Origin of the sequence: Amycolatopsis panacis (genome assembly GCF_003600245.1) — a bacterium.
Taxonomy (GTDB): Bacteria; Actinomycetota; Actinomycetes; order Mycobacteriales; family Pseudonocardiaceae; genus Amycolatopsis; species Amycolatopsis sulphurea.
The window spans coordinates 1-19,427 of the sequence record NZ_QZFV01000140.1 but is presented as its reverse complement, the minus strand read 5'-3'; the positions used below and the strand labels follow the sequence as shown (position 1 = coordinate 19,427).

Here is a 19,427-nt window from a genome sequence, read left to right as displayed (position 1 = left end):
TGGACGGCCCGACGCGCACCTCGCGTCGGGCCGTCCATTTTGTATAACGTCGTTGTGTCCGGGTTCCGTTGCAGGGCACCAGGATTTCCGGCCATCAGGTCTGCCGCTACCGGTGTCGTCAGGGGTGCACGAAGTCGCCCCGCGTCGTCCGTGTGAGCGCGCACACCCTGCCTTCCGAGGCAGCTGAACGCCACCGCCAAAGCCGCTCATTACCCGGCAGAAGGACCCCGGCCAGCCGATCCGGAACGAGAGCACCGCTCTGCGGAATCCGGGGAGAAGGGGCAGGAAGTGACCAGAACAGTGGGCAGAACCACGTCGCGTCGCGGCTGAGGTGGTCCCGGAGCGCTTACACTTGAGTTGGCCTGACCACGTCCTCCTGGGAGCACCTCGGTGGTTTCCGACCTCTCCGCCCGTCCTGACCAGCACGATTCCGACCAGCCAGAACCCGAACCCCGTGAAGAGTGCGGGGTCTTCGGCGTGTGGGCGCCCGGGGAAGAAGTCGCCAAGCTGTCCTACTACGGGCTCTATGCCCTGCAGCACCGTGGGCAGGAAGCCGCGGGCATCTCCGTCTCCGACGGGTCGCAGATCGTCGTCTTCAAGGATCTCGGGCTGGTCAGCCAGGTCTTCGACGAGCAGATTCTGCAATCCCTGCAGGGCCACATCGCGGTCGGGCACTGCCGGTACTCCACCACCGGCTCCACGATCTGGGAGAACGCCCAGCCGATCTTCCGCACCACCGCCACCGGCAGCGGGCTTTCCTTCGCGCACAACGGAAACCTCGTCAACACCGCGGAGCTGCGCGATCGCACCGCGACCGCGGGGCTCAAACCGCACGCGGGGCTGACCGGCTCCTCCAGCGACTCCGACCTGATCTGCGGGCTGCTCGCGGCGAACGCGGCGGACAAGGGCATCGAGGCCGCCGCGATGGACCTGCTGCCCACCCTCAAAGGCGCGTTCTGCCTCGTCTTCTCCGACGAGAACACGCTCTACGCCGCCCGCGACCCGCACGGCGTGCATCCGCTGGTCCTCGGCAGGCTGGAGCGCGGCTGGGTGGTCGCCAGCGAGACCGCGGCGCTGGACATCTGCGGGGCCTCCTTCGTCCGCGAGGTCGAGCCGGGTGAGCTGATCGCCATCGACGCCGAAGGACTGCGGTCCTCGCGGTTCGCCAACCCCGAGCCCAAGGGCTGCGTCTTCGAGTACGTCTACCTCGCCCGGCCGGACACCACCATCGCCGGGCGCAGCGTGCACGCCACCCGCGTCGAGATCGGCCGCAGGCTGGCCGGGGAGCACCCGGTGGAAGCCGACCTGGTGATGCCCGTGCCGGAATCCGGCACCCCGGCCGCGATCGGCTACGCGCAGGGCTCCGGCATCCCCTACGGCACCGGCCTGGTCAAGAACGCCTACGTCGGGCGCACCTTCATCCAGCCGTCGCAGACCATCCGGCAGCTGGGCATCCGGCTCAAGCTGAACCCGCTGCGCGATGTGATCCGCGGCAAACGGCTGGTCGTGGTCGACGATTCGATCGTGCGCGGCAACACCCAGCGCGCGCTGGTCCGGATGCTGCGTGAGGCGGGCGCGCTCGAAGTGCACGTGCGCATCGCGTCGCCGCCGGTGCGGTGGCCGTGCTTCTACGGCATCGATTTCGCCTCGCGGGCCGAACTGGTGGCCAACGGGGTGGACCTGGACGGCATCCGCCGCTCCATCGGGGCCGACTCGCTGGGCTACATCTCGCTCGACGGCCTGGTCGCCGCCACCGAGCAGCCCAAGTCCCGGCTGTGCACGGCCTGCTTCTCCGGCGAGTACCCGATCGCCCTGCCCGAGGACGCCCTCATCGGCAAGCACCTGCTGGAAAGCATGGACGCAGCCGGTGGCGCGGCGGCTCCGGTCAGCGCCGCCGGGTACGGTGCCGAAGACGCCGTCCGGCGTCCGTGAGCACCACCATCGACCACACGCACATCAGTACAGCCAGAAGTCCAGAGAGGGAGTCCGTCTCCGTGAGCGAGTCCACGAGCGCCACCTACGCCGCTGCGGGGGTCAGCATTGACGCCGGTGATCAAGCCGTCGAGCTGCTCAAGCCGCACGCCGAGCGGGCCACCCGGCCGGAGGTGCGGGGCGGGGTGGGCGGCTTCGCCGGGCTGTTCTCGCTCAAGCTGGACAAGTGGAAGGAGCCGGTGCTCGCCTCCTCCACCGACGGGGTGGGCACCAAGATCGCCGTCGCCCAGGCGCTGGACAAGCACGACACGCTCGGCATCGACCTGGTCGCGATGGTGGTGGACGACCTCGTGGTCACCGGCGCCGAACCGCTCTTCCTGCAGGACTACATCGCGGTCGGCAAGGTGGTGCCGGAGAAGATCGCGGCGCTGGTCGGCGGGATCGCGGAGGGCTGCGTGCAGGCCGGCTGCGCGCTGCTCGGCGGCGAGACGGCCGAGCACCCGGGCCTGATGGGCGAGCACGACTACGACCTGTCGGCCACCGGGGTCGGCGTGGTCGAGGCGGCCGCGCTGCTGTCCCCGGAGAAGGTCCGTCCTGGCGACGCGGTGCTGGCCATGGGCTCGTCCGGGCTGCACTCCAACGGCTACTCGCTGGCCCGGCACGTGCTGCTGGACATCGCGCGGATGCCGCTGGACGGGCACGTCGAGGAGTTCGGCCGCACGCTCGGCGAGGAGCTGCTGGAACCGACCAAGATTTACGCGAAGGACTGCCTCGCGCTGGTCGCGGAGACCGAGGTGCGCACCTTCGCGCACGTCACCGGCGGTGGCCTGGAGGCCAACCTCGCCCGCGTGATGCCGCGGGGCCTGGTTGCCCGCCTGGAGCGCGGCACCTGGACCCCGGCGCCGGTGTTCGCGTTGATCGGCCAGCGGGGCAAGGTCGAGCGTGCCGAGCTCGAGAAGACGTTCAACATGGGCGTCGGCATGGTCGCGATCGTGTCCGCGGAGGACGTGGACCGTGCGCTGGCCATGCTCACCGCGCGGCACGTGCCGGCCTGGGTGCTCGGCGAGGTGGCGCCCGCCGAGGACCCGGACGGTCCGCGGGCCGTGTTGTCGGGCGACCACCCGCGGTTCTGAAACGCGCTTGCCCACACTGGGACACTGGACGGCGTGGCTGAGGACGTACCAGTCGGCTCCCGGTTCGTGATCCCGGGCACCGAGCTGAGGGAGCGGTTCTCCCGGTCGTCCGGGCCGGGAGGACAGGGCGTGAACACCACGGACTCGCGGGTCGAGCTGTCGTTCGACGTGGCGCGGTCCGTGGCGATCCCGCCTGCGCTCAGGGCCCGGATGCTCACCCGCCTCGGCGCCCGCCTGGTCGACGGCGTGCTCACCATCGCGGCCAGCGAACACCGGTCGCAGCTGATGAACCGGGACGCGGCGCGTGCGCGGCTGGTCGACCAGCTGCTGCAGGCTTCCGCGCCGCCGCCGGCGAAACGCCGTCCGACCAAGCCTTCGAAGGGCTCCAAGGAACGGCGGCTGGCCGAGAAGAAGCGGCGCAGCCAGGTCAAACGCGGCCGCGGCGGCCGCTACGACGACTAACGCCCCCTGACCGAAATGCTGTGAAGGGTCCCTTCACAGACTCAGAGTCCGTGAAGGGACCCTTCACAGCTTTGGGGCGGAGCGGTCACAGCAGGTCGAGCTGGGTGAGGTCGGTGACGTATTTGCCGATCAGTTCGGCGGTGACGTGCGGGATGGGGTGGCCGGGGCCGGTTCGGCGGAGCGCGGTACGGAAGTGTTCGGCGGGGATGTCGGAGTCCGTCTGCGGGTCGGCGAACGCGTGCAGCAACGGTAGGAGGGAGCGTCGCTTCTGGCTTTCCGGTAGGGCACGCAGTGCGGTCTCGAACCGGGACAGCCAGCTGCGGTAGTCGCCGACCCGGGCCACGGGGTGGCCGGCTTCACCGAGCCAGTCGACGTAGGTGTCGAGAGAGATGCCGTCGTCGTGCGAGTTGACCACGTGGTAGGTCCGGTAGCCTGCCGAGGCCTCTGCGCCGAGTGAGACGACGGCTTCCGCGGTGAAGTCCACCGGCAGGCCGCCGTGGTGCGCGGCGGCGCCCGCGCGGTAGAACGAATGCGGGGCGATGCCGGTGATCAGCAAACTCAGCAGCAGGCGAGTGAAGACGTCCGACACATTCAGCTGTCCGGCGTACCGGCTGTGGGCCAGGATCATGCCGGACCGCAGTGTGGTCACCGGCAGGCCGCAGAGGTCGTGCGCTTCACGCAGGAGTACTTCGCCGGCCCACTTGCTGCCTGAATAGCCGTCGGCGTAACCGTCGTCCAGTGTCCATATCGGACTGGTGTGGCGGATGTCCGCGTCCTCGGCCGAATTGTCGGTGAGCACGCCGATGGTGGAGACGTATGTGACGGGCTTGAGTTTCGCGGTGAGCGCCAGCCGGATCACTTCCGCGGTGCCCACGACGTTCGGGCCGAACAACTGTGCGTAGGGCAGGACGTGGTTGACGAGCGCGCCGTCGTGCACGATGAGATCGGTGGTATCGGCCAGATGTCGCCAGGATCCGGGTGTCAGGCCGAAATATGGCTCGCTGAGGTCGCCGGCCAGCACTTCCACGCGGGTGTCCGCCAGCGCGTGATAGTGGCGCGACAGTTCTTCGTCGCTTTCGAACGCCGCGTCCAGCCGGGCGCGGGCGGCTGCGTTGTCGCTGCCGCGGACCAGGCACACGAGCGTGCCGCCCGTCGATTCGAGCCGCCGTAGCCACTCCAGGCAGAGGAACCGGCCGAGGTAGCCGGTCGCGCCGGTCAGTAGGATAGTCCGACGTGGACCGTCTGGGCGCGGCAGATTTCTCGCGGTGGCGAGGGTTCTGGTGTCGAGGAACTTGTCCAGGGTCAGCTCGGCAGCCTGTAGCTCGGTCACGGCGGGGCCGTGGACATCGGTCACCGACGGCTGATCGGCGGCACCGGGGGCCAGCTTCTGTTCGAGATAGGCCGCCAGCGAGCCGAGGTCGCTTGTCGGGCTGACGATGACGCCGACCGGGACGTCGACCGAGAAGATGTCTCGCAAAAGCGTGGCCAAGGTGAGCGCGGACAATGAGTCGCCGCCCAGGTCGAGGAAATGTTCCCCAGGTGCGCGGTGTCCCGTCGAAGTGCCGAGTACCGCTTGTGCGGCGGCGAGCACGGTGTCGATCACCGGTCGATCGGATCCGGTTTCCCGCAATTTCTGCACTGCACTGGACTCGCGGTCGGCGATTTCCGCGTAGCGGCGCTCCAGTTCGCGGCCGTAACGTTCTTTGAGCTTCGGGCGCAGCAATTTGCGAATGCCGGAGAGGAGACCGTTCTCCGGGCTGAAGGGTTCGGTCTCGATCAGGAAGTCTCGCGGTATCTCGTACCCGGCGAGGTTGCTGGTGCGGCCGACCTGTTGTAATGCTTGGTGTATCAGCGAAGTGAGCCTCTCCGGGTCATCACCGTCGAGTGCCTCGGGTGCCGGTACCACGACCGCGAGCAAGTATCCGTGTTCACCGGTGCCGTAGAGGTAGATCTGCCGGATCATCGGGCTGGCCGTGAACAGAGTCTCCAATCGCGACAGTGCGACGAATTCGCCTTGGGAAAGTTTCAGAAGGTTGTTGCGCCGATCGACGAACATCAGTTCATCCGGGCCGGTCCGGGCCATGATGTCGCCGGTTCGGTAGAAACCGTCGTCGGTGAATACCTCGGCAGTGAGGTCCGGACGTTGGTAATAGCCGGGGATGACCGAGTTCGAGCGGAGCAGGAGTTCTCCGCGTGGGTAAGGCGAGTCGGTGGTGAAGTAATTCAGCTCCGGAACGTCCGCAAGCCGATGATCCAGTACTCGCTCGCGCAGCACCCTGCCGTCGAACAGGGCTGCGCCCACCTCGGTGGAGGCGTACCCGTCGGGTAACCGCATGCCGAGCATGGTTTCCATGAACTCTGTCAGCTCCGCCGACAACGGCGCCGCACCGCAGACCGCCCACAGGAATCGATCCCCGAACACCTGCTCGCCCAGGCGCCGGCTGACTGCCCGGCCGACGCCGTCGGCTGCCGGATTCGGGTGATATTGCTGAAAGAGCGTCTCGCAGAGGCGAGGAACGAGCATCAGCACGGTCGGCCGGACGAGCGCGAAATCCTCGAACAGCACCGAAAGATCGCTGCGCGCGGTGAAGAACGACGTCCCGCCCCGGGCCAGGGTGCTGTAGAGCACCGCGCGGCCGGCGAGGTGGCTCATCGGCAGGTAGGCGACGTCGAGCAGCGGAAGTCCCGGGCGCTCGGGGAAGAATCCGCGCCAGAGTTCGGCCACCAGCCGGGCCGGGTACATCGCGCCCTTGGGCATGCCCGTCGTGCCGGAGGTGTAGATCAGCAGGGACAGCCGTTCCTCGTCGGCATCGGTGTCCGGCAGGGAAGGCAGTGCGGCACCCCGATCGAGCACCTCCGGCAGCGACTCGACGACCACGTCGTGACCTGATTCGCCGAGGCGGTGCCGGACCTCTTCGATCCGCTCCCGCTCACCGTCCACATCGGGATGATGATCGAACACCACCAGGCGGCGCACCGACGGCGCGGATGCGGCGATCTCCGCCGCGGTGAGCAGATGCTCCACGCTCGTGGCAAGAATGCGCGGGCGCGTCTCGTGGACGACGGGAAGCAGCTGCGCAGGCGCGGAACCGGCCTGCAGTGGCACGGTCACCGCATCGGCCCGGAGACACGCCAGATCGAGCGTGGTGTAGTCGCCGCTGGTGAAACCGAGAATCGCGACGAAGTCACCGGCCCGCACCGGGTCGAGTTCGTCGTGGTACCAGGCCGCAGCAATCGCAGTGGCCCGTCGCCACAGCTCGCCGTAGCTGATCGTGTCGAACCGTGGCAGCAGCCGACGGGTGGTGCGGCAGGTGACCGGGTCGAGCACCGATTCGGTTGCTCGCTCGCCGATGGCGGGCCGGTCGGCATACCCCGCCATGATGGTGGAGAGGATGTCCTTCAACGGCATCGAAGGCTGCCGGATGGCCGTCGTGATCGCGTCGTCCGGGCAAGCCGCGGAGAATTGCGGGTCGTGCGCCAGAAGGGTTGTGCGCCTGGCCGAGATTACGCTGTCGTCGAAGCGATCGCGCACGTCGGCCGCCTCAGTGCGGTTCACTGAGGCTTGGCGTGGAGGGCGAAATCAGGGAAGAGTCGGTGGACAGCAGTACTCCGTCGGCGTTCTGGTAGCGGTCGCTGTTGCCGGACCAGTCGAGGTTCCCGCGCATCCACGAACGCAGGCCATCGGTGAAGGTCCGCACCGCGTCGACGTTCTCGGGCTCCAGGCCGCGCCAGCGGCTCATCAGCGTTTCCAGCTCGCTCGTGGCCTGCTCGAACTCCTCGATCTGCCGGGTGACCAGCGCGTAGGCGAGGTCGATGGCCTCCGGCAGCTCGACGTGGTGTTTCTCGGCGAGCACGAGCACGCCGTTGGTGGTCTCCCCGGCGGCCAGTTCCTTGCGCAGGGAGACGATGTCGTTGACCCAGACCACCACGTCGGACGCCCGGTTGAACATGACACGGGCCTGCTCGAACTCGTGGAGCAGCCCCGGAACTTCCTGTTCGGTGGCCACTTCGAGCAGGTCCAGCGACGGGGTGATGCCCCCGGAGGCCCGGCGAAGCTGCTGGTAGCCGAGCAGGTCCGGCACGTGCCGGACCTGCCGGTTGAAGGCCTCGTACTTGAAGGCGGCGAGGAAATGTGCCATGTGCTGGGTGAACCTCAGCCGCCAGGCAGTGCTCATCCCGGCGGCCAGCCGATGCCACACATCGGCCAGCAGCGCGTCCAGCCGCGTGTGCGTGGCGTCGGGCTTGAGATCCCGGACCAGGACTCGGAGGGTCTGCGCCGCGGGTTCGTCGTAGTGCCCGGCATCGTGTTCGTAGCAGTCGTCGATGACGAACGCCCAGGTGAACCATCCGGCGACCGCTTCGAGCCGGGCCGGGAGGATGGTGGGGTAGGCCCGTGCGACGAGTTCGCCGAGCCGGGTGCGGGCGAGCTTGTCCCGGGCCCGCGCGTTGTCGAGCACCGCGTAGCGTTCCGCCCAGCCGAGGATGTGTCCCTCCAGCTCCGCCACGTGCGGGGAGATCGCCGACCGGAACCCGAGCAGTGGGTGTCCGGGCGGCGGCTGCAGTTTTTCCTCGTGGCGCAAGGCAATCCCGGTCATGCCGAGGCTCCGGACGGCCCCCGGGCCGTGAGGATCATCGGAAGCTCGCCGGTGGTCAGTTCCGCCTTCGCCACGGGTTTGAGGGTGTGGCCCGGCTTGTGCGAGATCTTCCAGCGCGCCGCGATGGAGGCGAGCGCGATGGTCATCTCGTGGTTCGCCAGGACGTCCCCGAGACATTTCCGGGTACCGCCGCTGAAGGAGATGACGGCGTTGCGCGGGAGCTTCTTCAGGTTCTCCGGCAGCCAGCGGTCGGGTACGAACGAATCCGGATCGGTGAAGACCGCCGGGTCCCGGTGCAATGCGTACGGACTGAACAGGATGCTCGCTCCGGCAGGGATGTCGTGCCCGGCCAGCTTGGTGTCGCTGACCGTCCGGCGGGTGATGAACCACACCGGTGGGTACATCCGCAGGGCCTCGTTGACGACCCGATTCGTGAACGGCAGCGCCGGATAATCCGCTTCGAGGGCGGTGCGTCCGCCGAGTACCGCGTCGACCTCCTCGTGCAGCCGTGCCTCGACCTCGGGGTGCCGGCTGATCAAGTACAGCGCCCAGGTGAGTCCCGAGGCCGGAGTTTCGACACCGGCGGCCAGCACGGTCATCAATTCGTCGCGGATCTCCTCGTCGGTCATGCCGACGCCGTTCTCGTCCCGGGCGGCGAGCAGAATGGACAGGATGTCGTCCTGTGTCCCGGAATTCGTCCGGTAGGCCTCGCGCATGGTGGAGATGACGTTCTCCAGTCGTTGCAGCGCACGCCGATAGTCCCGGTTCGCCTTGGTCGGGGCCTGGTGCACCAGCGGCAGCGGCAGGATCATCCGGCGGTAGACACCCTTCCACACCACCGGGAACGACCGCTGAATCTCGGCGATCGCCTCCGCGCTGACCTGGTCGTGGGAGAACATCGCCTGCGCGGTCACCCGGGTGGTGAGCCTGCTCATCTCCTCGGGCAGGTCGATTTCCCTGCCGTCGTGCCAGGAATCGATCAGCTCGGCCACCCGCCGGGACATCACCTCGGTGTAGCCGGAGATCTTGGCCTTGGTGAAGGCCGGCTGAATGAACCCGCGCTGCCGCTTGTGGGTCGTGACACTGCAGGTACCGACCCCGTCGCCGAGGATCACCCGCATCTTGTCGATGAACTCGCCGCCCTTGTCGAATTCCCGGGGCTTGTGCAGCACTTCCTGGACGACGTCGTGGGTCGCCGCCAGGTAGGCGGTGCTCCGGCCCAGCCGCACCCGCACCAGATCGCCTTGCCGGCGCAGGTCCGGCAGGTAGGTCAGCGGGTCCCGGAAGATCTGGACGGCGTTGCCGAGGAAGGGCACCTTTCCAGGGGCGTCGCCCAGCCGATAGTGGGTGTTCTGCTCCGTGCTGGTCATGGCCGGACTCCGAATCCTGTGCTGATCGCCGGGCGGCTGCTGTCTTTGTGCGCGGGAACGAGCCTGATCATATGAGGTCGATGCGGCTGAGGGTCGATGCGGCGCCGGGGATGCCGATGCGTCCGGCGGTGGCCGGGTGTATCGGGTCCCAGTGACGTCCGGGGGTCCGCCGAACGTTGGCTCACGCTAGAACAATCGGCCGATACCGCCGTGGTCCATGTGGCGCAGTTCACCTTTCCCTGCGGACCTGTGAACTTAAGGGCAAAATGATCAGTATTAACAGGCAGCTGTGTGCGGTATTTTTGGACACGTCGCTCTACTTGTGTTATAAGTTCGCGCGAGCGATCGGTCGAGTGTCCGGAGTGGACTAGGCAAGGGACATGTGCGCGCACTCACCGCAGTCCTGGTAGCCGACCTTGCGGTACATCGTGCCGATGCCCTCGTTCGCCGGAGTGAGGAACGCGACCCCGGCGCCGCGCTCGTGCACGCTCCGGGTGAGCTGTGCGGTGACGGCCGCCGCGAGGCCGCGCCCGCGAAACGGCCCGGCTACCGCGATCCCGGCCACTTCGCTGATGCCGCAAATGATCTCCAGCGCCACCCCGCCACCGACGATCTCGCCGGTTGCACAGTCCTGCGCGAGCATGTGGAGGTCTTCGCGCATCTCCGCCACTTCGGCGTCGGAAACCTCCGGCCCCGCACCGTAAGCGATGTTCTGCATCGACCTCAGCCGACGCCGGTCGGTGTCCGATTCAGGTTGCCGCAGCCGGAATCCGGGCGGTGCCTGCCGGTCGATGAACCCGGCGGGAGTGCAGGTCATCAAGGGGATCCGGCGCTCCAGGAGGTATCCGGCAGCGGTCAGCGCCGCCTCCGGGGCAGGTGCCGCCTCGATGAAGAACTCCAGCCGCGGCAAGAGCTCCCGGTCGCGATACGCGGCGGCCAGTGCGGCAAGCTCGGCCGCGGACGGCTCGGCGCCGTCGTCCGGGATCGCGTAGTTGAGCATCGGACTGCTGCTCTCGCGGGAAAAAGTCGCGAGGAACGGTCCGATCCGTTCGGTGTCCCGGCCGCGGGGTGCGGTCGTGCGGACATATGCCTGAATGGCAGACATGCGGAAGAAACCCTTTCGGAGGAAGGAATGCAGGACGCGGCGGCGCTCGGGCACGATGCGTGCGCGAACGGCTGGCTTATTCGCGTCAGGCCGGACCTCGGCCGACGCGGGCCGTGGCGGCGAACATAGGCATTCCTTCGTCCGAAACGGGGTACTGCGTTCAGTCTGCCGGTAGGCGCAACCGGTTTTTCACCGCCGTTCCGGGTGGCTGAGCCCGGCGTACCGGGCACTGGGCGCGGGACGGCTGCTGTGCAGCTGGATCGGGGCCACGCAGGCGGTCCGCCGCACCTGTTCCGGGATCGCCGGTGCCGGCCGATCCCGCCGCCGCCACACGAGCCGGGTCGCGGCCGCGCCGAGTACGGCGCCCAGCGTGTTCAGCAGCACGTCGTCGGTCGAGGTGACCCGGCCGTTGTGGAGCACGAACTGGGTCGCCTCGACCAGCACCGACAGGACCAGCGCGAGAAGGGCGATCCGGCGGACCGAGCGCAGCCGGGGCACCCGCAATGGCACCAGCGCGGCCAGCGGCAGCAGCAGGAACAGGTTGCCGAGCACCTGCCACAGCGAGCCTCCGTCGGCGTACGCGTCAGCGAGATCGGCGCCGGGCATCAGATCCAGCGTGCTGCTGTGGCTGTCGCCGACCGGCATCGTGACCAGGATCAGCACCAGCGCGCCGAGCGTCACGATCAGCACGTCCGCCCCGGCGGTCGCGGAGGCGCGGGCCAGGCTGACACCGGCTCTTCGCCGCCGGCGGACGGTGAGCAACGGCCAGCACAGCATCGCGTACGGCAGCGCGATGGCTGTGGCCGGAATGATCCCCCAGAAAGCGCGCAGCAGGGCACCCATGCGCTTCCCTTCTCGAACCCCTCGGCGAACCGCTTGTTTCCTGTTCCAAGGTCACCATCGCGACGCGGGATCCGCCAGACACACAGGGTGACCCGCCCTATTCGGTGAATCCTTCGGTGGCGGGAAACGGGATCCCGTGCATGGGGTGTCCATAGTGGAGCGGAAGAGTCACGCTCCACAAGGGACGATCGAGGTCATCGGCCGGTCAGCGCCCGTACCTGGTCGACGATCCATGCCAGGTGCACACCCCTGCGCACATCACACGGGTGCGTGGAAATTCCGCTGGAAACCATGGCCGCGAAATCATCCAGCAGTGCGGTATACGACTCGGCGGCAGTACCCGACCGGCTAAACCTGCGGTAGCCGTGCTCGCCGTACACCGCGACCTCCGCTACGGTCGGTCGCACCGGCAGCCGCAGGGTGAGCGTCGCGGTGCTGGTCGCCCCGTTCTCGTGGGCCAGCAACACATGCCAGAGATCTTCCGCGCCGCAGTGCGCGGCGAGCACCTCGGTGATCCGGCCGAGCGCGGCGTCGAGCAGATCGAACGCGTGCGGTCCGATGTCCGCGAGTGCACCGCCCGATGGGTCTTGCCGCCACGCCGAACCGGCGTACTGACCGCCGAGCAACGCGCCGGACAGCCAGCGCGCGCCGCCGCCTCGCCAGCCGCCTGCCTGATTGATTCCGTCGAGCCAGTCGCGGGTCTCCGGTGCGAAACGCAGCGTGAGCATCACCAGCGACGCGACTCCGGCTTCGGTGACCGCGTCGGCCAGACGCTGCGCGCCAGGCAGGTCGGCGGCGATCGGCTTCTCCAGGATCAGGTGCTTGCCCGCCGCCGCGGCGCGCGGCGCGATCTCTGCCTGCACCGCCGGCGGCACGGCGAAAGCGATCGCGTCGACCTGGTCGAACAGCTCGTCGATGCTGCCGGCGGCCACGGCGTCGTAGGTCTTCGCGAGCGACTGCGCGGCGTCGGGACGGCGGCTCCACACTGCACTGAGGACGGTGCCCGGATGCTCGGCCAGCCCGGGTGCGTGCACCCTGGCCGCCCACGGTCCGGTTCCGACGAGGCCGACGCGCAGCTGTCCGAATTCCACGTCCGGAAGTGTAGGTGTGGTCGCGGTCGCTTCCGAAGAGCGCCTGAGGTGGGTTAACGTCGACGAGTTCTACGCCACGAACGGGGGAAGCCGGTGGGATTCCGGCGCTGGCCCGCAACCGTGAGCGGCCCCTTCTCGGGGCCGCGAGCCGGATCGCCCGCCGTGGCCCGATCGATGCGAGGTTCATCAGACATGCGGTTCACACACGCGCGCCACTGGGGGCGAGTCCTCGCCGGGTGCGTACTTCTGATCGGTACCGGGCTGAGCGGCGCCGCGCCCGCCTCGGCGACCGTGCCCGGCAAGGGCACCGCCGGGTACTGCCCGGACGAAAACGGGGTCACCGTGATCGTCGACTTCCAGGGTCTCGGCGGGGACCCGCTCATCCGCTGCGCCCCGGGGCCGCAGGAGAACGGGCTCACCGCACTGCAGAACGCCGGGCTGGAGCTGGCCGGTTCGGGCAAGTACGGGCTGGCGCTGCTGTGCAAGATCGAGAACAAGCCCGCGGACCAGTCCTGCACCGGGATGCCGCCGGAGAACGCCACCTGGAGCTTCTGGACCGCCACCAACGGCGGCAAATGGGAGTCGAGCCAGGTCGGCGTGCAGGGCTGGAAGCCGCCCGCGGGCAGTTTCGAGGGCTGGTCCTTCGCGATCGGCAAGTCCTACACCGACTACCCGCCGCCGCGGACCGCCCCGGTGCGCAAGGCGAACGATCCCGCGCCCGCCGCCGCCGAGTCGTCCACTTCGGACAGCGGTTTCCCGTGGGGGCTGGTCGTGGGCATCGTGGTCGTCGTACTGATCGCGGTGGCCGGGGTGGTCACCGCGATCCGGCGCCGGCGTGGCGCGGCCTAGTCCGCGAGCGCTGCATCCCGGCGCGTGGTGGGTGTGGGCGCTCGCGCTCGCGGTCATCGCGAGCCGGACCACGAACCCGCTGCTGCTCGGGCTGGTGCTCGCGGTGGCCGGGTTCGTCGTGGTCGCCCGGCGTGGTGACGCGCCGTGGGCGCTGGCGTTCCGGATGTACGCGCTGGTCGCCGCGGTCATCCTGATCTCGCGAGTGCTGTTCCGGATCCTGATCGGCGGCGAGGACGGCGGGCACGTGCTGTTCACCCTGCCGCGGATTCCGCTGCCCGCCGCGGCTGCCGGGATCGAGCTGCTCGGCCCCACCTCGGCGGAAGAGCTGCTCGGTGGCTTCTACGACGGCCTGCGGCTGGCCACGATCGTGCTCTGCGTCGGCGCCGCGAACGCGCTGGCGAACCCGAAGCGCCTGCTGAAAGCGGTGCCGGCGGCGTTGTACGAAGTGGGTACGGCGGTCACCGTCGCGTTGTCCGTGGCGCCACAGCTGGTGGAAAGCGTGCACCGGGTACGCCGTGCGCGAAGGCTGCGGGCCGGGCGGACCCGTGGCCTGCGTTTCGTGAAGGGGATTTTCGTGCCGGTGCTGGCCGATGCGATGGACCGGTCGTTGCAGCTGGCGGCGGCCATGGATTCCCGGGGGTACGGCCGTCGCGGCTACCTCGGACGGCAGGTCCGCGTGCTGATCGCGGTCTGTGTGCTCGCCGGGCTGGTCGGGGTCGCCGTCGGGGTGTACGGCGTGCTGGACGGCTCCTCATCCTGGCTCGGCGTGCCGATGCTCGTCGCCGGCCTGCTCGTGGCCGCCACCGGCTTCGTGCTCGGCGGACGCCGGCTGCGGCGGACGACTTATCGGCCCGATCCGTGGCGGCTGCCGGAAACACTGGTCGCGCTGTGCGGCGTGGCCGGGTGCGTGCTCGTGCTGGTGGCCGATCCGGTTTCGCTGGCCACCCCGGCGTCGCCGCCGACGTGGCCCGAGCTGCCCCTGCTGCCCGCGCTCGCGGTGCTGATCTGTGTGCTTCCCGCTTGGCTCGCGCCGCGCCCGGCGCTCGTCGCGGAGGTGGTCCGATGATCGAGTTCTCGCGCGTCGGGATCACTTACCACGGTGCCGCCCGGCCGGTGTTCACCGATCTCACCTTCGAGATCGAAGAGGGCGAGCTGTGCCTGGTGGCCGGCCGCACCGGTGTCGGTAAGTCGACTTTGCTCGGGGCGATGAACGGGCTGGTGCCGCACTTCACCGGCGGGCGGCTCACCGGGGCCGTGCGGGTGGCCGGGCGGTCCACCGCCGAGCATCCGCCGCGGGAGCTGGCCGAGGTGGTCGGCGTGGTCGGACAGGACCCGCTGGCCGGGTTCGTCACCGACACCGTCGAGGAGGAGCTGGCCTACGCCATGGAGCAGCTGGCCGTGCCGCCCGAGGTGATGCGCAAGCGGGTGGAGGAGACGCTGGATCTGCTCGGCATCGCGGAGCTGCGTGATCGTCCACTTCGGACACTGTCCGGCGGGCAGCAGCAGCGGGTGGCGATCGGCTCGGTGCTCACCGCGCACCCGGGGGTACTGGTGCTCGACGAGCCGACCTCGGCGCTGGACCCGACCGCCGCCGAGGAGGTGCTGGCCGCGATCACGCGGCTCGTACATGACCTCGGCACCACCGTCGTGGTCGCAGAGCACCGGATGGAACGCGTGGCCCAGTACGCCGACAGGCTGCTGTACCTACCCGGCGACGGCACGGTCGTGTCCGGCCCGCCGTCGGAAGTGTTCGCGCACACTGATGTCGCGCCGCCCATCGTGGAGCTTGGCCGGCTGGCGGGCTGGTCACCCCTGCCGCTGTCCGTGCGCGACGCGCGTCGGAAGGCGCGCCCACTGCGTGAACAACTGGCTGGGCGACAGCCGGAGCGCGTACGTCAGCAGGACGGCGAGCCGGTGCTCACCGCGCGCGGTGTTCGGGTCCGCTACGGCGGCGTACACGCCGTACGTGGTGTCAATCTGACGCTTCGGAGAGGCGAAGTAGTCGCGCTTATGGGCCGCAACGGCTCGGGTAAGTCGTCACTGCTGTGGGCGCTGCAGGGCAGCGGACCACGCTCGGACGGCGCGGTCGAGGTGCTCGGCGCAGACCCGAAGGCGTTGCGCGCGCGGGCGGCCCGAGCGCGCGTCGGGCTGGTGCCGCAGAGCCCGGCGGACCTGCTGTACCTCGATTCCGTGGCCGCCGAATGCCGACAGGCCGACGTCGAATCCGTGGCCGCCGAGGGCACCGCCCGGAAGCTGCTCGACCGGCTCGTGCCGGGCGTCAACGGCGCGGCGAACCCTCGTGACCTCTCCGAAGGACAACGGCTCGCGCTGGTCCTGGCCGTGCAGCTCGCCGCCGCGCCACCGGTGATGCTGCTCGACGAGCCAACCCGCGGTCTGGACTACCCGGCGAAGCGGCACTTCGCCGCCGAGCTGGCTGCGCTGGCAGGTGAGGGGCACGCGGTCCTGCTCGCGACGCACGACGTCGAGTTCGTCGCGGCAGCTGCGGACCGGGTCGTCGTACTCGCCGAGGGCGAGGTGGTCGCCGACGGGCCGACTGCGGACGTCGTGGTCTCCTCACCCGCGTTCGCGCCGCAAGTGGCGAAGATCCTTGCTCCGGAGCCATGGCTGACCGTCGACGAGGTTGCGAAGGCGCGCTCGTGACGGACTTCCTCGGCCCGGCCGTCCGCCTTCGCCACCGCAGCGCGCTGGTGCTGACCGTCGCGGTCGTCGCCGGGCTCGCGATGTTCTGCTGGCCCCTGCTCTCCCACGGCGGCGTCGGGACGTCGGCGCACACCACCGACGCTCCGTTCGTCTTCCTGGTCACGCTGCCGGTGCTGATCCTGATCGTGCTCGCCGAGCTGTCCAGCGGCGGGCTGGACGCCAAGGCGCTCGCGCTGCTGGGCGTGCTGTCCGCTGTCGAGGCCGCGCTTCGGCCGCTCGGTGCGGGCACCGGCGGGATCGAGCTGGTGTTCTTCCTGCTCGTGCTGGCCGGCCGGGTGTTCGGCCCCGGTTTCGGCTTCGTGCTCGGCTCGACCTCGCTGTTCGCCTCGGCGCTGCTCACCGGCGGCGTCGGCCCGTGGCTGCCGTTCCAGATGCTGGCCTCGTCGCTGGTCGGGCTCGGCGCCGGGCTGCTGCCCGGCAGGGTGCGCGGCCGGTGGGAGGTCGCCCTGCTGGCCGGCTACGGCGTGCTGGCCGCCTATTTCTACGGGCTGGCGATGAGCCTGTTCACCTGGCCGTTCCTCGCCGGTTCGACCGCGCTGGACTTCCTCCCGGGCGCCCCGCTCGGCGAGAATCTGCACCGCTTCCTGGTGTTCACCGTGCTCACGTCCACCCTCGGCTGGGACACCGGACGCGCGCTGACCAACCTGGTCGCGATCCTGCTGCTCGGCCCGGCCGTGCTGACCGTGCTGCGCCGTGCGTCCCGTCGCGCCGCCTTCAGCCGGTGAGCCTGCTGGAGGGGGCTGTGAAGGGAACCTTCACAGCCTCTGGGGCCAGGGTTCCGGCAAAGTCGGTGTAGAGGTCCGTGAAGGGACCCTTCACGGACTCTGAGTCTGTGAAGGGTCCCTTCACAGACTTGCCGTCGGCCGGTGAGCCGGCTCAGCCGTAGGAGTAGAAGCCGCGGCCGGACTTCTTGCCGAGCAGGCCCGCGTCAACCATGCGCAGCAGCAGCGGCGGCGGGGCGTACAGCGGTTCCTTGAACTCGGCGAACATCGAGTCCGCGATCGCCTTGACGGTGTCCAGGCCGATCAGGTCGGTCAGCCGCAGGGGGCCCATCGGGTGCGCGGTGCCCAGCTCCATCCCGCGGTCGATGTCCTCGGCCTCGGCGAAGCCGGCTTCGATCATCCGGATCGCCGAAAGCAGGTAGGGCACCAGCAGGTAGTTCACGATGAAGCCCGCCCGGTCCGGCGAGTGGATCACCGTCTTGCCGAGCGTGCCGGTCGCGTGTTCCTCCGCCCGGCGCACGGTGTCCTCGCCGGTCCGCAGGGACGGGACCAGCTCGACCAGCGGCAGCACCGGTACCGGGTTGAAGAAGTGGATGCCGACCACCTGCTGCGGACGGCCGGTGGCCATGCCCAGCTTCATGATCGGGATGGAGGAGGTGTTCGACGCGAACACCGCGTCTACCCGCTCGACCAGCTGATCCAGCGCCCGGAAGAGCTCGACCTTGGCCTGCTCCTGCTCGACGATCGCCTCGATCACCAGGTCCCGGTCGGCGAACTCCGCCAGCTCGGTGGTGAAGCGCACCCGCCCGAGCGTGGCCTCGGCGTCCTCGGCGGCCAGCTTGCCGCTCTTGACGCCGCGCTGCAGCGACTTCTCGATGCGGGCGCGGCCCGCGTCGAGCGCGGTCCGGCTCACCTCGGCCACCACGACGTCCAGTCCGGCCTTCGCGTGCACCTCGGCGATCCCGGAGCCCATCAAGCCGGCTCCGACCACGCCCACCCGGGCAATGTCTGCCACCTTCGTGCTCCTTTGTCAGCCGTACTCGTCAACCGCAGGAGAAATTGGGCAGCACACGACGCGCGAGGGTGTCGCCGGGCCGTGACCCGGTCCCACCCTCGCGCATCGCGTGTGTGTCAACGACGGTACTCGTCGTACCCGTCGTCGTACGGGTCCTCGTACCGGTTCTTGTCGTCCTCGTTGGTGTCCGAGGAACTACTCGACAGCTCGCGCTGCAAAGCATCGAAATCGGTGTCGTGGGAGCTGTACTTGAGCTCGCGCGCCACCTTCGTCTGCTTGGCCTTAGCCCGGCCGCGCCCCATGGCTCGACCCCCTCGCACAGGGGCGGGGCGGCCGGGGGAATCGGCGGCCCCGCATCGTCTCGACAGTTCTTTCCTGCTCACACCGTACCGTGTCCGGGGGGTTCGATGCGACGTGGCACGGTGTGCCGGTCGCGACAGTGTCGGCCGGACGCCGGTTACCGGCCGGTCGGTGCCGATCGGCGCTGGTCGGCGTGCCACGATGCTCGGGTGCTCCGACCCTTCGCGGCCTATCTGCGGGTGTACGAACCTCTCGCCGCCCTGGGCGATCCGCCCGGGCAGCGGCTGGTCGAGGCCGTTTCCGCGGCCACTCTCCGGCGGGCCGGGATCGGCGGGCGCGAACGGTATCTGTGGCTCAAGTCACAGGCGACGCGGCCGCCCCGGCTGCTGCCCGCGGAACTCACCGACGGCCGCGCCGCGCCCGGCCTGGAGACCGACGTGCTGGTGCTCGATCCTGCCGAGGTCCCCGCCGGGCATCCGGGAGACGGGCCGTTCGTGTGCCCGCTGGAGATGCGCGCCCGTTCCGCGTCCGCGCTCGCCACCTTCCTCATCGAGGCGCCGCCCGCGATGAGGAACGTGGTGCTCGAAGCGGGCGGGGTCACCCCGGACCGCGCGCGGTCCCGCACCAAGGCCGCGCTGGCCGACCTGAGCACTCCGGCCGCGCACACGCTCACCACCACCTGGACCGTGCCGCTGCCCTGGTTCGTGCTGATTGACCCGAACGAGCGGAAACTGGTGCTCGGATCCGGGCCGGACGATCCGCTGCGCGAGGCGTCCTGGCGCACCTCGATGTCCGAAGCGGTGCGCCGCGCGTCTGAGGCGAGCGAGCTGGTCGAGAGCACCTTCGGCGAGTCCGGTCCGGGCCGGGTGCTCGCGCGGACCCGGCACTGGCTGGAAGGCTTCGACCCGGACTCGGTGGTCGAACTGGACTACGGCGGGCTCGTGCAGCTGTTCGCGGACCCGATCCTGGACGCGGACACCACCGCGGAGGAGGTGCACGACATCCTCGACGCGCTGCGCAGCGGCAACGTCGAGGAGCTGGGCGAGCTGTTCTCCGAGCTGCGCGAGTTCTGGGGCGACGTGGCAGGACGGGAGCACGCCAACTGATCAGCCGCTCGCCCGGCGCGCTGAGGCTGTGAAGGGACCCTTCACAGCCTCAGCGTCCAGGGCCCCGGCAAAGTTGGTCGGGGGCCCGGCAGCGGGCGATGCGGAGGTGTGTGTGCGACCACCTCGTGGCGTGCGCCGGACCGGTTTCGGGTCCGTGAAGGGACCCTTCACAGACTAAGAGTC

At 69.4% G+C, this 19,427-nt stretch carries 16 protein-coding genes and 1 riboswitch; of the genes, 8 read left to right on the top strand and 8 right to left on the bottom strand.

Annotated features, from left to right (window positions below):
- Nucleotides 1-390 precede the first annotated feature (390 nt).
- The 3 genes from purF to arfB all read left to right on the top strand — a co-directional run bounded on the left by purF (nucleotide 391) and on the right by arfB (nucleotide 3,527).
- On the top strand, nucleotides 391-1,932 hold the full coding sequence (gene purF / locus D5S19_RS29190; protein ID WP_120026587.1) for an amidophosphoribosyltransferase: 1,542 nt from the start codon (nucleotides 391-393) through the stop codon (nucleotides 1,930-1,932).
- Between the two features lie 62 nt (nucleotides 1,933-1,994).
- The gene (gene purM, locus D5S19_RS29185) at nucleotides 1,995-3,065 is read left to right on the top strand and encodes a phosphoribosylformylglycinamidine cyclo-ligase (RefSeq protein ID WP_120026586.1); all 1,071 of its coding nucleotides are present in this window, start codon (nucleotides 1,995-1,997) and stop codon (nucleotides 3,063-3,065) included.
- A 33-nt stretch (nucleotides 3,066-3,098) separates the two neighbouring features.
- On the top strand, nucleotides 3,099-3,527 hold the full coding sequence (gene arfB, locus D5S19_RS29180; RefSeq protein ID WP_120026585.1) for an alternative ribosome rescue aminoacyl-tRNA hydrolase ArfB: 429 nt from the start codon (nucleotides 3,099-3,101) through the stop codon (nucleotides 3,525-3,527).
- Nucleotides 3,528-3,612: 85 nt separating this feature from the next.
- Here the strand turns inward: arfB and car are convergent, their stop codons facing one another.
- The 6 genes from car to D5S19_RS29150 all read right to left on the bottom strand — a co-directional run bounded on the left by car (nucleotide 3,613) and on the right by D5S19_RS29150 (nucleotide 12,531).
- Nucleotides 3,613-7,083 (bottom strand): carboxylic acid reductase, encoded by a 3,471-nt coding sequence (gene car / locus D5S19_RS29175; RefSeq protein ID WP_233574234.1) that lies wholly within the window; start codon nucleotides 7,081-7,083, stop codon nucleotides 3,613-3,615.
- Complete coding sequence (locus D5S19_RS29170) at nucleotides 7,070-8,122, bottom strand: terpene synthase family protein (protein ID WP_120026584.1); 1,053 nt, start codon at nucleotides 8,120-8,122, stop codon at nucleotides 7,070-7,072. The genes car and D5S19_RS29170 overlap by 14 nt, the downstream gene beginning before the upstream one ends.
- Nucleotides 8,119-9,492 (bottom strand): cytochrome P450, encoded by a 1,374-nt coding sequence (locus D5S19_RS29165; protein ID WP_120026583.1) that lies wholly within the window; start codon nucleotides 9,490-9,492, stop codon nucleotides 8,119-8,121. The genes D5S19_RS29170 and D5S19_RS29165 overlap by 4 nt, the downstream gene beginning before the upstream one ends.
- 367 nt (nucleotides 9,493-9,859) lie before the next feature.
- On the bottom strand, nucleotides 9,860-10,597 hold the full coding sequence (locus D5S19_RS29160) for a GNAT family N-acetyltransferase (RefSeq protein WP_120026582.1): 738 nt from the start codon (nucleotides 10,595-10,597) through the stop codon (nucleotides 9,860-9,862).
- A 189-nt stretch (nucleotides 10,598-10,786) separates the two neighbouring features.
- A complete protein-coding gene (locus tag D5S19_RS29155) occupies nucleotides 10,787-11,440 on the bottom strand; it encodes a VanZ family protein (RefSeq protein ID WP_120026581.1) in 654 nt (217 codons plus the stop codon).
- 194 nt (nucleotides 11,441-11,634) lie between these two features.
- Entirely contained in the window at nucleotides 11,635-12,531 is an 897-nt protein-coding gene (locus tag D5S19_RS29150; protein ID WP_120026580.1) for a Gfo/Idh/MocA family protein, read from the bottom strand.
- A 33-nt stretch (nucleotides 12,532-12,564) separates the two neighbouring features.
- Nucleotides 12,565-12,706: riboswitch (cobalamin riboswitch) on the top strand.
- A gap of 17 nt (nucleotides 12,707-12,723) precedes the next feature.
- On the opposite strand from D5S19_RS29150, the gene D5S19_RS29145 reads away from it, so the two are divergent.
- Genes D5S19_RS29145 through D5S19_RS29130 form a run of 4 tightly spaced genes read left to right on the top strand, consistent with a single transcriptional unit; the run spans nucleotide 12,724 to nucleotide 16,826 of the window.
- The gene (locus tag D5S19_RS29145) at nucleotides 12,724-13,380 is read left to right on the top strand and encodes a hypothetical protein (RefSeq protein ID WP_120026579.1); all 657 of its coding nucleotides are present in this window, start codon (nucleotides 12,724-12,726) and stop codon (nucleotides 13,378-13,380) included.
- A complete protein-coding gene (locus D5S19_RS29140; RefSeq protein ID WP_199730765.1) occupies nucleotides 13,367-14,446 on the top strand; it encodes a CbiQ family ECF transporter T component in 1,080 nt (359 codons plus the stop codon). Before D5S19_RS29145 ends, D5S19_RS29140 begins: the two co-directional genes overlap by 14 nt.
- Complete coding sequence (locus D5S19_RS29135; protein WP_120026578.1) at nucleotides 14,443-16,041, top strand: ABC transporter ATP-binding protein; 1,599 nt, start codon at nucleotides 14,443-14,445, stop codon at nucleotides 16,039-16,041. Before D5S19_RS29140 ends, D5S19_RS29135 begins: the two co-directional genes overlap by 4 nt.
- Nucleotides 16,038-16,826, top strand: coding sequence for an ECF transporter S component (locus D5S19_RS29130; protein WP_120026577.1), 789 nt, complete (start codon nucleotides 16,038-16,040; stop codon nucleotides 16,824-16,826). The genes D5S19_RS29135 and D5S19_RS29130 overlap by 4 nt, the downstream gene beginning before the upstream one ends.
- A 151-nt stretch (nucleotides 16,827-16,977) precedes the next feature.
- On the opposite strand, the gene D5S19_RS29125 is transcribed toward D5S19_RS29130, so the two are convergent.
- The gene (locus D5S19_RS29125) at nucleotides 16,978-17,838 is read right to left on the bottom strand and encodes a 3-hydroxybutyryl-CoA dehydrogenase (RefSeq protein ID WP_120026576.1); all 861 of its coding nucleotides are present in this window, start codon (nucleotides 17,836-17,838) and stop codon (nucleotides 16,978-16,980) included.
- A gap of 116 nt (nucleotides 17,839-17,954) precedes the next feature.
- Nucleotides 17,955-18,140, bottom strand: a complete 186-nt coding sequence (locus D5S19_RS29120) for a DUF3073 domain-containing protein (RefSeq protein WP_098512663.1) — start codon at nucleotides 18,138-18,140, stop codon at nucleotides 17,955-17,957.
- A 207-nt stretch (nucleotides 18,141-18,347) separates the two neighbouring features.
- Between D5S19_RS29120 and D5S19_RS29115 the strand changes: the two genes are divergently transcribed.
- Nucleotides 18,348-19,244 carry a hypothetical protein gene (locus D5S19_RS29115; protein ID WP_120026575.1) on the top strand — a complete coding sequence of 299 codons (897 nt, stop codon included), beginning with the start codon at nucleotides 18,348-18,350 and terminating at the stop codon, nucleotides 19,242-19,244.
- The last annotated feature ends 183 nt before the right edge of the window (nucleotides 19,245-19,427 follow it).

What these genes read in the sequence shown, in the direction of transcription:
- D5S19_RS29170 (WP_120026584.1), bottom strand. Translation starts at nt 8,122, where the DNA reads ATGACCGGGATTGCCTTGCGCCACGAGGAAAAACTGCAGCCGCCGCCC.
- D5S19_RS29165 (WP_120026583.1), bottom strand. Translation starts at nt 9,492, where the DNA reads ATGACCAGCACGGAGCAGAACACCCACTATCGGCTGGGCGACGCCCCT.
- D5S19_RS29160 (WP_120026582.1), bottom strand. Translation starts at nt 10,597, where the DNA reads ATGTCTGCCATTCAGGCATATGTCCGCACGACCGCACCCCGCGGCCGG.
- D5S19_RS29155 (WP_120026581.1), bottom strand. Translation starts at nt 11,440, where the DNA reads ATGGGTGCCCTGCTGCGCGCTTTCTGGGGGATCATTCCGGCCACAGCC.
- D5S19_RS29145 (WP_120026579.1), top strand. Translation starts at nt 12,724, where the DNA reads ATGCGGTTCACACACGCGCGCCACTGGGGGCGAGTCCTCGCCGGGTGC.
- D5S19_RS29135 (WP_120026578.1), top strand. Translation starts at nt 14,443, where the DNA reads ATGATCGAGTTCTCGCGCGTCGGGATCACTTACCACGGTGCCGCCCGG.
- D5S19_RS29120 (WP_098512663.1), bottom strand. Translation starts at nt 18,140, where the DNA reads ATGGGGCGCGGCCGGGCTAAGGCCAAGCAGACGAAGGTGGCGCGCGAG.